We start from the raw sequence: 14,201 nt of genomic DNA, 5'->3' as shown, positions 1-14,201 counted from the left end.
AAGAGCTTGTGAAGAAGGAGAACGGGGCGCATTGTCGCAGGGGAACATCTTGAAAAAATACAGTTATGTAAATAATATCCATAATTTCTCATCGAATTCACATTTTTTGGCGTGTAAATCATGAAATAAGTAGAAATTTATTTTTCATCAAGCATTTGTCTCTGAAATGATTGGAAGTACAAAGGCAATGAAATGCGGTGTTTATACGACCTTTTAAAACGTATATCAAAAATAAATTAAAACGAAAGATGAAAAAATATTGAAATCCAAATGATATTTATCATCAAAATATATTTTTTAATGATAAAAAAGTGAGAGCGAAAAGAGAAAATAATTTGATATAATTAACAAGAAAATTTGTTTCTTTTGATAAAAAAGCTAAAGTAGGTGAGTTAATGAGCATTTCTTTAAGGTTCGTTGATTTCTCAAATGAGGGAGAAACATTTGAGAAGATACAAAAATTTTTAAAAAAAGATTTTTCGATACATAGAGTCGGTAAGGATGATTTGTTTGATAAGGATGAATTGGCTCAAGGAAACGCAGTCATTATAAACATAGGCGATGAAGATAGTTATGCTGTTTGTGAAACCATTACGAGTATCAGAAACAGTCGTTTTGGAATGCTTCCGATTTGGGTTTTTGGTGATCGTGAATTGACGTATGAGCGCCTGTTATTTCTGCAATTAGGCGTGAATGGCGTGTTTGATAAATCATTCAGTCTATCAGAGCTATTCCTGTCTATTGATAATTCTATTAAATATCCTCATGAGCTTCAGGAGCAGACGAAGGGGATCGATAGTGGAGAAGAAAACTGTGACATAAGATTGCTTCATAGTAATTTTTCAGTCAGTCTGGAAGGGAATTCAGAGATAGAGCTCACTAAGATGGAATTTAAGCTATTGGAATTTCTATCAGCGAAGCCTAAGTGCACTTTTGCTTATAAAGAAATTTATGAACACTTGTGGCATCAGGAGTATCACAGTAGTAAACGGTATCGAATCAGTAATACGATTTTTCGTATAAGAGAAAAACTGGGGGACTTGGACGGCTCCCGATATATCAAAACGGTCCATTCAAAGGGGTATTTACTGAATGTAGAAGAGGTACAGAGGTAACAATCGTTCTATAACTAAGAGGTAAAAATGAATTTGGTTTCTCTTTTTTGGAATTGGCAGGTTGAGGTTGGTTAGGCGGTATAAGGATTTAGCTTCCGATCAGCCATCCAAAAAATTGAAATATATAGTGTGTTGGACAAGCATGCGAATAATCTTTTAATTGGAAAGGAGTTGAAATAAAAAATGAAAATCGGAAAAAAGTCGTATCTGTTGATAATTATGGCGCTGGTATTATTGCTTGGCAGCATTCCTTTTCTGGGGAGTACAAATTCCATCAAGGCATCTTCAGAGGACTATAAATTAGAAATCGTCAGAGTGCAGGAGTACAACAAGCTGGTTATTGCAAAGTTGAGTGTAGCGAAGCTGTCAGGGCAGAAGCTGCAATTGAAGGCAGAAGGAACGACCTATGTTCCTGTCGAAGGGCTTTTCGAAGAGTTGGCTTTAGAAGATTCCGAACGGCTATCTACTAATGGGACCGATCGGAGAGACTTGATTGATATTGAGTTTGTCGATGACGGCAAAGCTTTTACAGCCTTTATCACAATGGATATTGACCGAAATAGTACTTTGGAAGAAGGAAATATTCAATTGCTGACAGAAAGCGGAAAGGTTGTCGCTGAAACAACGTTTGAAATCAATAATCAAGGTGAGTTGAAAAAGGCAGCTGGGAATAGTCCGGCAGCTGCGCTAAAGCAGGAGCGGAATGCAGCAGAAATCGCAGCTTTTGATTTAGCCATACCTACTCCCGGTGTGACTGCAGATGTAACGAACTGGGCAGATTTTAAATCTGCAATGGAATCTCCTACTATAGATTGGATCAATATTAAAGGAGATTTAACTGCAAGCTCGACAATAAGTAATGTAGGTGTTTCGAAGGTCATCAATGGTAATGATAACGGGACAATCAGAAAAATCGATATGGGCTCTGAGAAAGTTACCTTGGTAGCAGCTGCAGCGGGTTCACAACTTATTTTGACGGATGTTGATTTGGTTGGAACCTCAGATGAGCCTATGCTCAGCGCATCTACTCCAGCCAATAGTGCCAATTGGACGGTTGCGACAAATAATGTCAATGTCCTTTCAGGGAATCAACGGCCGCTCGCGCATCTTGATGAAGGAAACATTACGTTAGCTGGTACCAGTGATTTTCAATCGACAGGCTTTGTACTGACAACATTTCTTCGAGCGAAGAATCTATTAGTGGAAGAGAATGCAGATATAACAGCAAATTTGACAACGAAATTTTTTGAAGCAGTAACAGACAACGCCAGCATGAATGTAACGAATGGAAAGTTGGTAGTTTCAGTTGATGCTGAAAATGCTGCGGTCAGTTTTACTGGTAAAGCAAGCTTGAAATTTACCGGTAGTAAAACGAATGTTATATTTTCTGCCAATCTTACTACTTTAGCAACGACAACAGGATCTAATCCTAATGCTATCCATGCGAATACAGCAGCAGCTCTTGCAATCAGCGATCTAATAGGCGGATCTGAAATTTTGCTTGATGATCAGGCGCAAGTAGTTATTGAATCGCGTGCTGTTAGTAAAGGAACGCCTGCATTGTTGATTTTAGGTATAAACAGCAAAATTGAAGTATCGAATGATTCTAAATTGACGATCAGCGGAGAAAGTGCAGATTCTAATAGTAACGCCGCACTGATTCGTTATGGTAACTCTACTGCCAATGTTGGTGGAGGAAACAGTATAAAAGCCTCTAATGATTCAGAAGTGATCATTGATAAAAAAGGTGGTGCATCACCGGGGATTCGGATGTATGGAGATGCAAATGAGATCAACATTGAAAGTGGTTCAGACTTTATTCTTCATAACGTTGGTGATGGACAAGCAAAGGACCCAGGTGCGAATGCCAGGAATCAAGGAATTCAATATCGGAATGGAGCTGCTGGAAATACAAGTAGTTTTTCCGTTACTGGCGACCATTCCAATGTATCGATCATCACAACTAGCGGTGCAGCAATTGACTGTAACGCACAAATGTTGGATGTGACTGCAGGAGAAGGTTCTTACTTCATCGTTCGTGGTAAAACTGAAAGTCAGGCAAGAGGTGTTTTCAGTGCCTCTGGGAATAAGCTGACCTTTAACATGGACAAGCCGAAATACTTCGATTTCCGAAACGATCGTTCTGGCGGTGGATATATCTTTGAAGGATCCGGTGATTCTGAATTCAATATGATTCAATCGGATTTACAGGTGTGGAAATCCGGAATAAATCTTGATGGAAACCCAAGTGATTCATGGAGCTTGATCAATAGTAAGTGGTCGGATGTAAACTTCAGCACGGGGATTACAACGAATGGCGTTGAGTTTGGAAATTTTGAAGGAGCACCTGCTTATTCAAGGATGACAGCAAACAATCAAAAAGCCATCATTGATGAATTACGTGTTCCGACAGATGCGGACAAATACATCTGGGGACATGCGACTGTGCCGGAAGGGAAATACGATCCGATTCGTGCAGCTTATACAGGCGAGGTTGGTGTGAGAGTTTCTGTATCTGAAGCAGGTTCAGTTGCGGCATCTACAGCTGCTGGAACTATTGTTGAAGATCCGAGCGGAACAGGAGCAGTATCTGTTTATGGCGATGATGCACGTGCAGGGATTTTCAAAATTCCAACTTCAAATGGGGACTTTTTAGTTAAGGGCCAACGAATAGAAGTAGTGACGGCTTGGCGTGGCGCGCTGGCAGATGAAGGTGGTTCGAATGTACATATCAGTGATTCGGGCGACATCCAAACACCACAGCGTACAGTTCTTGATGTAACGCCGCCGCAGCCGACCAGATTAACGGATGAGAATTTGAACAATGCAGCAAATATTCTTTCCGGAACAGGAGCTGAAGCAGGAGCGACTGTCTATATCTATTATGATACCGGTGATCGAGCTTCTGGGACTTTGTTGGGAACAACAACGGTTCTTCCTGATGGTTCTTGGTCTTATCAGCTTACAGATTACTTGATTGACACAAAAGAGTTAAGTGTCTATTTAGGCGATAACGTCATTCAGCATGCTGCTGCCCAAGTGGTATCAGGAGCTGGAGAAACACCCATACTTTATGATCAAACAGGATTGATCAAGCCGCCAGCTACAAATCAAAGCGGAGGCAACATCAATCCATATACAAACTATTCTTACCACGATGCTGTGTTTGAAGGTGTCAAAAAGTACATTGTGGCAGATGTATTGCCGAATCTTCCAATCATGACCAAAACAGTAGTTGCGGATAGCGGAAGTACTACTGATGCGGATATTGGAGAAGAGCTTACCTATACATTAATTGCTAAAAACGATAAGCCGACTTCTGTTGCGACAACCTGGAAAGGTGTCGTGGTTACAGACGTACTGCCAAGAGGACTGACATTTACACCTGCGACTGCTGAAGTTGCAATCAACGGAACCCTTATTAGCCATGCGGCAGGGACTCCAAATGTGAATGAATACTCCTACGATGCAGGAACACGTTTATTGACAGTCAATATAGGCGATCTGAACAGTGCAGCAAGTGCGACAATCACCTTTAAAGCGGTTGTTGCAGGAACAGCTTCCGGCTCGATCAACAATACAGCAACGGCTCTTGGCGAGTCGCCTCGTTTTGCTGATGGACCTGAAAGTGTGACTGGTGAGTATGAAAAAATATCTGAAACAGATAATGCCTTGCTGACAGTAGCAGGTACCTTGAGTATTGCTTCTGTGCCGGACATTGATTTCAAAATCGAAGAAGCTAAGCTGAACGAAGGGACAAGGGTGATCGATCCTAAGATTACTGGAAACTTGGTTGTGGCTGATAATCGTGTGAGTCAAAAATCATGGACGTTGACAGCTAAGCTATTGGCACCTATGAAAGCGGTCGGTGAAACAGATTCAAGGTATATCCTTGAGGATGCTGTTCGCTATGACACAGGGACAGAGGAAAAAGTCATTACAATTGATGGGACGAATATACTTACCCATACACATGATAGTGCGGGGGAATATAACGTTAATTCACGATGGAGTACGACAGGCGAAGGCTTCAAGTTTTATATTGATGGTGGAAAAGTGAATAAACTAGGTAAATATGAAGCGATTCTTGAATTTACCCTAGAAGATACACCGATACCACCTACACCATAGGATGGGGGAAGATACATGAAAAAAATGCAAATTGTTTCTTTGATTGCTTCCTTCATTCTGGGGTTTGCTCTTTGTTTTGTCATTCCTGTAACAAGTGAAGCAACCACTAATGGTGGAGCGGTTCAAACAAATGGAGTCGTTGGTTTTTACGAAGAAGGCTCAAGTGGCAGCAGCTCTTCTGACAGTTCTTCTTCCGATGGCAGCAGCTCTTCAGAGAGTACGTCTCAATCAACACTGCCTCCAACTGGCGGTACAACCAAGCCGACAGGCAGCTATCCTTCTACCGGTGAGCTAGTCAAGAACAGCTTGACGATCAGCGGTGCAGCCTTGCTCGTTATTGCTGCGGTATTCCTGTTTTGGAAGAAAAAGAAGGAAAAAGAGACGCAGGGAAAGGGGAATCGATGAATGAAGAATAGACATTTGATCCCCGCTGTCCTTTTTATTGCCTTGTTTGGCTTATGTGGAACAGAACAGGTGCAAGCTGAATCTAATTCTGCAAAGAATAGGGCAACAGTTGAATTTTCCAACACAGATACAGAAATAGATGATATTCGAGATCCGGAAAATCCGGATGTTTCAGTTGATCCGGGAGAAAGTCCAAGTACAAGCGGTCCGCTGCGGATCGATTTTGTCCCGCAATTGAATTTTCATGTCAATGCAATCTCGGATAAGGATGTTTCTCTTCCTGTCAATGCGCAGTTGTTTTTAGATGGTCAGACGACAGCCAGGGGAAACTTTGTGCAGGTGTCGGATTATCGAAAAGCTGCAAAAGGATGGACCTTGCAGCTGCGTCAGGAAAGTCAATTTAGTAATTTTGATACAAAAAACAGTGTTCTGAATGGTGCAGTTTTGTCGTTTGATAAATCTTGGACAAATTCTGTCAATAAGGATACTGTTGCTTCTCCGTTGGTTTCAAAAGAGATCATCCGGTTGGAGCATGTAGGCGAAACGTACAATCTAGCAACTGCTGAATCGGGCGGAGGCACAGGTACATGGAGTATCAGTTTTGGTGCTTCTGCTGAAAATCCGGCAGAATTGATTTCTACGCTGACTCCAAAAGCTGACAAAGAAGGAGAGCCGGTTTTGGATGCTGTCTTTAATAATCAGCAGGTACAAGAAAATAGTGCGATTCGTCTGTCTATACCGGGAAAGACAGAAAAAGACCCGGTCAATTACTCAACGGTGTTAACTTGGATATTAGCCGAGTTGCCATAAATAAAACACACACAATATTTTAGGAGGAAACACAAATGAAATTATCACACAAACTATGTGGTGCAGCTTTAGTTGCTGCAGCAGGAGTAGCATTAGCTGTTCCAAATACAACAAATGCATTGGAGCATGCTCATCAAGGGAATGCGTATATCGAGTTTACTCGTGACTCTTCTCGTGAAACAGATGTGACACAAATCACTAAACCAACAGACAGCACTGGATCTAAAGCAACAGATATCGATCCTACTGATGTACAACCAACAAATCCAGGGGACTTCGGTATTATCTTTGTAACACCATTGAACTTTGGTCAGCATGAAATCATGAACGGTACAGTAACAGAAGATTACTTCGCTGCACCATTCACAGGAAATGCGAATGCAGCAGACGAGTGGTCTTCACCAAACTTTGTTAAATTCCGTGACGATCGTCAAACATTGGATCACAAATACAAATTAAGCGTTCAAATGATTTCACCATTTACAGGAACTGTTGATGGCGGCACACACACATTGAACGGGGCGACAATCACTTACAACAACTTGAACTTGGCTTCAGTTGATAACCCTGCTCATTATCCGACAACACCACAGTTTGAAACAAACATTACGATCGCTGACGGACTTGAGAAGCAACTTGCTTACACAAACGTTGAAGCAACAAAAGGTATTGGTGTTTATGAGCTTTGTTTCGGTGACGATACAACAGCTGATACATCTGTAAAATTCCACCTTCCTAGCGATGAGTTGGCTTATACTTCTGCTTACCAAGCAGTAGTTGAGTGGACAATGGAAACAGTAAACTAATCCGTAATTGAATTAAATTTTAATTTATGTGAAGCAGAAGAATCTACCGGTTTTATACAAATCGGTAGAGTTCTTTCTGTTTTAACTGAAAGAGGTAAGAATAATGGTAAATAAAGAAAAGAAAATCATTCCCTTTTTTCTTCTGTACATAGTTCTATTTTTTATGGCTGGTATCCCTACATATGCAGAAGAAGCAACTACTGAAAACGGCGCAGATGCCTATGGAGAGTTTAACTATCGGGTGATCCTGCCGGAAAATCAGTATGATCCGGAAGTCAGTTATTTTGACTTGATGATGACGCCGGGACAGCAGCAGACGCTTCAAATCGAGCTGGAAAACGCCTCGGATCATGAAATGCAAATCGAGGTATCCCTCAATGGGGCGAAAACAAATCGGAATGGTGTCATTGAATATGGCCCTTCAGATATACAAGATGATAAGTCGTTGAAGTTCAAGTTCACTGATTTGGTCAAAGCGCAGGAGCGAGTAACGCTGGCCCCAAAATCTAAGACAATGCTGGATGTGACGATCGCTATGCCTGAAACTCACTATGATGGATTGATTGCTGGTGGTATCAAGCTGAAGCAGGTGATTAAGAGAGATGGGGCACAAGGTGGTGTCGTCAACGAATTTGCGTATCTAGTCGGCATGATTTTACGAGAAAGTGAAACGCCCGTTTTACCTGAGTTGGAATTAAATGATGTTTATCCAGGTCTGTCTAATTATCGGAATGCGGTGTATATCAATTTTTCCAATATAGAAGCTGAATACTTGAATGATATGACTGTTGATGTGCAGATATCACCAAAGGATTCTGAGGAAGTGCTTTATGATACGAAAAGTGCGGGGATGCGTATGGCGCCCAATTCTCTGATTGACTTTCCTGTCACGATGAATGGAGAGCGGATGGTTCCGGGTGATTATAAAGCTCATATTATTGTAACCTCTGGGAATCGAAGATGGGAATGGACCCGAGAATTTACGATAACGGATGAAGATGCGGATAAGTTCAATGGACAGGATGTTTCTTTAGTTCAGGAAAAAGGGATCGACTGGAAGCTGATTGCGTTGCTTGCCGGAATCGCCTTCTTATTGTTAGTTTCGATTTTCTTTGCTGTGAAAAAAGTAAGAGAAAACAGCAAGAAGAACAAGAGAAAAAATAGACCCTCAAAGAAAAAATAATCGATTGTTTTGAAAAGTCAAAACAGGAGGAAATGAAATGAATTTGAATATGAGTATGCTGGATATGACTTTTGTAGGGTTATTATCTTTCGGCGTTCTCCTACTGTTATTTACTGTTTTGTCTGTTGTTTTGGGACTTAAATCAGGTAGCCAGTTGAAACAAATGACCCGCAGACGTCCGAAAATGAAGAACAAGAGAAAGCGCTGGAAACGTGCATGTCATACGTTGAATAAACAGAGGAAGAGTCATTATCGAACGGCGATAGTCGTCTTTTTACTAGGACTATTACTAGGTGGAAGCGGTTTTTATGCCAGACATTATCAGCTGACGAATTTAAGCTCTCCGAATGCTGCGGCGATTTCCAAATGCTACTATTTGTTGGATGAAGCCCAGCAGCAGTTTGAGAATTTGAAGGGTGGAGCGAGTCCGGAGAAAACAGTAAAAAATCTACAGGAGCTTTCATCACAGCTGGCTTCGGCAGCTTCAGAAACGCCGTATGGCGGTATGTCTGCTGACTATCGCTTGCTGCTGAATAAGTATTTTAAGAAAAATCTTGATTTGGCTATCAACTTGAATGCGCAAACGGTTCAAAGCCTTCAAGACACAGAAAACATAGAGATTTATATGAGTGATATCCAAAGTGTGAAGGAGCAGCAGCAGAAAATCATCGAGGAATTTGAAGTCAATGAGCAAGCCTTGCTGCAGAAAAAATAGAAGTGGGGTGTAGAAGATGACACAGCCCCATGAGAAAAAGACTGTAAAAAAGAAAAGAAAGCCCGTTGAGGGAATAAAGAAAAAAAAGAATGCATCTTCGAAGACGAAGAAGACTGTTGCAAGAGGACGTAAACGATCTGAGAACACCAAAAAAGCACCGATTAAAAAGCACCGAATGACTCCTGTAAAGCGTAAAAGAAAAAAGAAACCCGGAAAACAAGGTGTGCGAAGGAAAAAACAATCCCCTAAAATCATTCTTATAGAAATCGGAATCACGGTGTTCATTTTCCTTTTGGTTGTATTTGTTTTGTCCAAGGTGACATTTACAACAATCAAGCTGGAGGGGTATTCCATGACGGAGCAGTTGAATGATGGTGACCGCTTGTTCATCAATCGAATGAAGTCGCCTTCTTCCTTTGATTTAATTGCGTTTAAGGATAGCAAGGGCGACGTGTTGGTTCGGCGTGTGATTGGTGTTCCGGGAGATCGGCTTTATTATAAGGATGATCAGCTCTATGTGAATGAAGAAGAGAAGCTGGAACGATATTTGGAAAATGCTGTATCCCTTGCTCGACAAGGTGGTATGAAGGCAACGGAAGATTTTACCTTGACCCAATTGACGGGTGAAAATAGTGTGCCGGAAAATAACTATTTTGTTTTAGGTGATAATCGTCAGTATGCGACAGATAGTCGATATTTTGGTTTTGTTGATAAGAAAGCTATTATCGGTGTTGTAGAATTCCGCTTCTTTCCATTTCATACGCTAGCTGGATTTTGAGAAAATCAGAGGAAAAAGTGAAATGAATAAAATACCAGATCGAAAAAAATTTAAATTGACTAAACCTGAAAGAATAGCGTCGAAAAAGCAGAAAAAAACAATTCTTTCTGCTTTTTTCTTTCTTTTTATAGGAGTGGGACTCATCTTTTTTATACGAACAGTTCGTACGTATCAAGTTGATGGAATTTCGATGGCTCCGACGTTTGAGGAAGGTGATCGGCTATTTATTCATAAAGATAGGCAGCCGGAGCGCTATGACCTGATCACGTTTTATCCCAATCAGGAAAGTAAAACCTCTTATGTCAAAAGGATAGTCGGTATGCCGGGAGATAAGATCCATACAGAAGGGAATGCTTTTTATATCAATGAGCAGCTGTCTGAATCAGGAGAGCTGAAGTCTGATTTATACGCTAAAGAATTACCGGATGGTACGTTGAAGGTAACGATCACAAAAGAAGTATGGGAGATGTTATCAGAGTTGAAAGAGATTCCTCGAGATAGCTATTTTGTGTTAGGAGACAATCGGGGCAATTCTACAGATAGTCGACATTTAGGATTTATAAAAAAAGAGCAGATCGATGGAGTAGTGATCTTCAGGTACTATCCTTTTGACTCTATTGGATCAGTGAAATAGAACAAACATGAATGTGAGGTTTTTATGAAAAATAAGATAGGATGCTTCTTAAAAAATAGAGGGGGGTTTCTGCTGCTCAGTTTTTTGATTCCCTTAGTGGTGATGATAACTGTCTATGCATTAAACGGTATTTATCTGGGAAGCGACAGGATGATTTTAGCGAGTGACGGTTATTCCCAATATGCTAACTTTCACGCCAGCTTCAACAGTATGCTTCGTGGCGAACAGAGTATTTTCTATACGTGGTATGGCTCCCTTGGGCTGAATTATTGGTCCTTCTCTGCATATTATTTAAATGGTTTATTCACGCCGTTGGTATTGCTTTTTGATAATCATTCGATGGCGGATGCGTTGTATGTGATCACGCTGATCAAGTTTGCGTGTATCGGTTTATCCTTTTGGGTATTTGCGGTCAATACCTTTAAAAAAATGGGTCCTTGGTATCAGCTGTCTTTCAGTATCGCGTATGCCTTGATGAGCTATGCAGTAGCCTATTCTGAGGTCATTATGTGGTTGGATACATTCGTTTATTTGCCGCTGGTTATTTTAGGGATCCATCGAGTAATGGATAAACGTAAGCCTACGCTTCTATTTATCAGTTATCTTGCTTTGTTTTTATCCAATTTTTACATGGCATTTATGGTGGGGTTGTTTTCATTCCTGTATTTCTGGGTGCGTCTATTAACGGATAGAGAGCGTTATAAAGGAAGTATTTTCAGTTATTTGATTACCTCGTTATTAGCTGGCGGTGCCTCGATGCTGACGATTTTGCCAACTATCTTTGATTTAACGAACAATGGCGAGGGATTAGATCCGCTGAATAGCTTTTGGACAAGAGATACCGGTGGCTGGGATTTTATTGTAAAGAATCTGGTGGCTGTCTATGATACCAGTAAATACGGCAGTGCACCGTTTATCTATATTGGACTGGTTCCATTATTGTTTGCCATCTATTATTTTTCCACGAAAAAGATTCCTCGGCGGAATAAAATACTGTATGGAAGTCTGCTGCTGTTTTTGATTGCGAGTGTTTATATCGACCCGCTAAATCTGTTGTGGCATGGTCTGCATGCACCGAATATGTTTTTATTCCGATTTAGTTTTTTATTTTCATTTGTAATTATTCTGCTAGGAGGATATGGGTTTGAGCATTTTGAAAAAGAGGATATCAATCAGCTAGTCAATATCGTTTTGGCTGTCGGAGCTGTGGCTATTACTGCCATAGTGTTATCCAACAAGAAACGCTACGATTACATCACTGATTTTTCTTTATATTTAACAATCGGCTTTTTGGCTCTCGCTCTTCTGTTGCTTCTACTGAAAGGGAAACAAGGTGTTTTTCAGAAATGGGTTCCGGTGTTGTTCTTAGTAATGATGGTATCGGAAGCATCTCTTAACGCTAATGCAATGATCCAGGGGATTGGTGCTGAGTGGGGGTATCCGTCAGAATCGGCATTTGACTATGATGAGCGTTCTGAGTCGATACAAACGCTTGTGGATAAGACGAAGGCTGAAAATGATGGTTTTTACCGATTGGAGAATTTGGATCGTATCACTTTGAATGACAGCTTTCGCTTTGGGTATAGCGGTATTTCTATGTTTTCTTCTATTCGAAACAGGCATTCATCGGCATACCTGAACAATTTAGGCTATCGCTCATTAGGGAGCAACCTAAATATAAAGTATGAGAATAATACGCTATTGATGGATTCTCTACTAGGGGTCAAGTATAACCTTTCGAAAAGCGATATCATGAAATTTGGTTATGAAAAGATTGGCGAGGAAGGCGATTATTCCCTATATGAGAATCAATATGCATTACCTCTGGGGATATTGACTGACGATGAGATATTTGAAACAGATGCCGTTAAGAGCCAGGTAGGCTTATTTAACTACTTATCTGAGGAAGAAGAGGAGATGACGAAAGTTGTTGAGCCTAGAAAAGTGGAAATGAAGAATGTGATAGAGACCCAATCAGGGAATGAAGTGACCTATACAGGTGCTGGATTGACTGAACCGAAGGAGATCACTTGGGAAGTATACGTACCGGCAAAGCAGCAGGCGTATCTTAGTATGTATCCCTCTAGCTTCAGCTACTTAGAGGATTGCACCGTTGAGTGGACGGTGAATGATGTTACTCGATCAAGTCCTTTATCCTCAACAGGCCAATATTACAACCTGGGATATTATGAAGAAGGAACAGCAGTCGTGGTGAAGGTTAGCTTTACAGGGACTAGGCTGGTCAATCTGTTTCAGCCGGATGTGCTGTTGATCGATACGCAGAAGTTTGAACAAGCAGTTGAAAAAATCAATGAAAAGGGAATCGATCTTGATGTATCTGATCGAAGAGCAATGGTAGAGGTTGAACTTGAAAAGGATCAGGTACTGTTTACGACAATTCCTTATGATGCTGGGTGGAAGGCGTATGTGGACGGAAAAGAAGTGGGAATGCCGAACTTGAATAAGGCCTTTCTTACGCTGAATATTCCGAAGGGGAGTCATAGGATTGAATTTGTCTTTTTACCGCAGGGGTTTAAACTTGGGGCAATCATGTTTGCAGGATGTCTAGCTATGTTTATTGGTTACAGTGGATGGCTGTATTCTAAAAGAAGGAAGGCATATGATGAATAAAAAACGAGTGATTTGGTTGATGGCAGTGATCGTACTGGTCTTATCAGGATGTGGAGCAAAGCTTTCGGAAGAAAAAGAAGAGTTCAGCAGTAATTCTTATGTATATCAATTTAATTTGCCGAGTACTTGGGTGAAAAGAACGGAGGCTGATTATAAAGCGGAATTTGGCACCCGAACGGTTTTTGCTGCAGAAGATAAACAGAGTAAGTCTCAGATGTTTATTCAGATTTCTTCTAAGGAACAGCTGGACTTGACTGATTTTGGGAATGCTACCCGAGAAAACCTGAAAAAAATCTATGGATACTCCAACTTAGAAGATATCTATATGATGGATTATGAAGCGAATGGAAACCAGATATATAAATATACGTTGAATGGAAGCTATAAGGATGAAAGTGTCTGGGTTCATTCTTACTATGTGATTACGGATGAAGAGGTATTGGAGCTTATCTTTTATTCCGCAGATGATAATAGGTATGAGGATCGAGTAAAAATAATCGATGAATCTGTTGATACGTTGGTGGAGAAAAAACAGAAAAACGAATCAAAAACGAAGGAGTCTGATGCGGCAGTTACGGAAGAATCAACAGAGCTTCCGGAAACTGCAGTTGAAAGTGAACAGATGACGGTTAATGTTGCTGGATTCCGTAAAGTGACTGTAGAAGATCAGGAATATCTAGCTGTTCGATTTAGTATTTTGAACAATAGTGAGAAGGACATCAAACCGCTGATATGGTATGAGAAAACCAATGTGAAGCAAGGAGAGTCTGTTTTGAAACAAGCAGAATTTCCGGATAGCGACGAGGTCGGAAATCTTAAAGTGTTGGCTGAAGACAATAAGAAAACGCTGAAACCTGGCGAAAGTAGTGTTGGACTGGCCTTTTACTCACTTCTTCCTGATGGGGAACAAATGGTCTATGTCGAGTTCCTTGAATCTGAATTTGAGCAACCGGAGCCAATTGGATTTGATCTGAGCACATTTGATTAGGAGAT

11 protein-coding genes are annotated in these 14,201 nt (G+C 40.8%); all 11 read left to right on the top strand.

The genetic code is table 11. The features are described 5' to 3' along the window. Window positions 1–395 precede the first annotated feature (395 nt). The 11 genes from I6N96_RS09435 (at window position 396) to I6N96_RS09385 (ending at window position 14,196) form a co-directional block, all read left to right on the top strand. Window positions 396–1,115 carry a winged helix-turn-helix domain-containing protein gene (locus I6N96_RS09435; RefSeq protein ID WP_209557325.1) on the top strand — a complete coding sequence of 240 codons (720 nt, stop codon included), beginning with the start codon at window positions 396–398 and terminating at the stop codon, window positions 1,113–1,115. 183 nt (window positions 1,116–1,298) lie between these two features. Then, window positions 1,299–5,246: a pectate lyase-like adhesive domain-containing protein gene (locus I6N96_RS09430; protein ID WP_209557324.1), complete on the top strand. Its 3,948-nt coding sequence runs from the start codon at window positions 1,299–1,301 to the stop codon at window positions 5,244–5,246. 15 nt (window positions 5,247–5,261) lie between these two features. After that, a complete protein-coding gene (locus I6N96_RS09425; RefSeq protein WP_209557323.1) occupies window positions 5,262–5,651 on the top strand; it encodes an LPXTG cell wall anchor domain-containing protein in 390 nt (129 codons plus the stop codon). Beyond that, a complete protein-coding gene (locus tag I6N96_RS09420; protein WP_209557322.1) occupies window positions 5,652–6,461 on the top strand; it encodes a WxL domain-containing protein in 810 nt (269 codons plus the stop codon). Window positions 6,462–6,496: 35 nt separating this feature from the next. Continuing rightward, a complete protein-coding gene (locus I6N96_RS09415; protein ID WP_209557321.1) occupies window positions 6,497–7,267 on the top strand; it encodes a WxL domain-containing protein in 771 nt (256 codons plus the stop codon). 103 nt (window positions 7,268–7,370) lie between these two features. Beyond that, window positions 7,371–8,450 (top strand): WxLIP family cell surface protein, encoded by a 1,080-nt coding sequence (locus I6N96_RS09410; RefSeq protein WP_209557320.1) that lies wholly within the window; start codon window positions 7,371–7,373, stop codon window positions 8,448–8,450. A 37-nt stretch (window positions 8,451–8,487) separates the two neighbouring features. Beyond that, window positions 8,488–9,165: a hypothetical protein gene (locus tag I6N96_RS09405; RefSeq protein ID WP_209557319.1), complete on the top strand. Its 678-nt coding sequence runs from the start codon at window positions 8,488–8,490 to the stop codon at window positions 9,163–9,165. Between the two features lie 16 nt (window positions 9,166–9,181). Beyond that, the gene (gene lepB / locus I6N96_RS09400; RefSeq protein WP_209557318.1) at window positions 9,182–9,943 is read left to right on the top strand and encodes a signal peptidase I; all 762 of its coding nucleotides are present in this window, start codon (window positions 9,182–9,184) and stop codon (window positions 9,941–9,943) included. 22 nt (window positions 9,944–9,965) lie between these two features. Beyond that, window positions 9,966–10,577, top strand: coding sequence for a signal peptidase I (gene lepB, locus I6N96_RS09395; RefSeq protein WP_209557317.1), 612 nt, complete (start codon window positions 9,966–9,968; stop codon window positions 10,575–10,577). A gap of 24 nt (window positions 10,578–10,601) precedes the next feature. Continuing rightward, window positions 10,602–13,208, top strand: coding sequence for a YfhO family protein (locus I6N96_RS09390; protein WP_209557316.1), 2,607 nt, complete (start codon window positions 10,602–10,604; stop codon window positions 13,206–13,208). Continuing rightward, complete coding sequence (locus I6N96_RS09385; RefSeq protein WP_209557315.1) at window positions 13,198–14,196, top strand: DUF5067 domain-containing protein; 999 nt, start codon at window positions 13,198–13,200, stop codon at window positions 14,194–14,196. Before I6N96_RS09390 ends, I6N96_RS09385 begins: the two co-directional genes overlap by 11 nt. Window positions 14,197–14,201 lie beyond the last annotated feature (5 nt).

Origin of the sequence: Enterococcus larvae, from assembly GCF_017830045.1 — a bacterium.
Taxonomy (GTDB): Bacteria; Bacillota; Bacilli; order Lactobacillales; family Enterococcaceae; genus Enterococcus_L; species Enterococcus_L larvae.
Note: the sequence above shows the minus strand (reverse complement) of the source record. Positions and strands in the feature narration are given on the sequence as shown.

Bases quoted from the DNA above. Each gene is read 5' to 3' on its own strand.
- I6N96_RS09435 (WP_209557325.1), top strand. From the start codon at position 396: ATGAGCATTTCTTTAAGGTTCGTTGATTTCTCAAATGAGGGAGAAACA.
- I6N96_RS09430 (WP_209557324.1), top strand. From the start codon at position 1,299: ATGAAAATCGGAAAAAAGTCGTATCTGTTGATAATTATGGCGCTGGTA.
- I6N96_RS09425 (WP_209557323.1), top strand. From the start codon at position 5,262: ATGAAAAAAATGCAAATTGTTTCTTTGATTGCTTCCTTCATTCTGGGG.
- I6N96_RS09420 (WP_209557322.1), top strand. From the start codon at position 5,652: ATGAAGAATAGACATTTGATCCCCGCTGTCCTTTTTATTGCCTTGTTT.
- I6N96_RS09415 (WP_209557321.1), top strand. From the start codon at position 6,497: ATGAAATTATCACACAAACTATGTGGTGCAGCTTTAGTTGCTGCAGCA.
- I6N96_RS09410 (WP_209557320.1), top strand. From the start codon at position 7,371: ATGGTAAATAAAGAAAAGAAAATCATTCCCTTTTTTCTTCTGTACATA.
- I6N96_RS09405 (WP_209557319.1), top strand. From the start codon at position 8,488: ATGAATTTGAATATGAGTATGCTGGATATGACTTTTGTAGGGTTATTA.
- lepB (WP_209557318.1), top strand. From the start codon at position 9,182: ATGACACAGCCCCATGAGAAAAAGACTGTAAAAAAGAAAAGAAAGCCC.
- lepB (WP_209557317.1), top strand. From the start codon at position 9,966: ATGAATAAAATACCAGATCGAAAAAAATTTAAATTGACTAAACCTGAA.
- I6N96_RS09390 (WP_209557316.1), top strand. From the start codon at position 10,602: ATGAAAAATAAGATAGGATGCTTCTTAAAAAATAGAGGGGGGTTTCTG.
- I6N96_RS09385 (WP_209557315.1), top strand. From the start codon at position 13,198: ATGATGAATAAAAAACGAGTGATTTGGTTGATGGCAGTGATCGTACTG.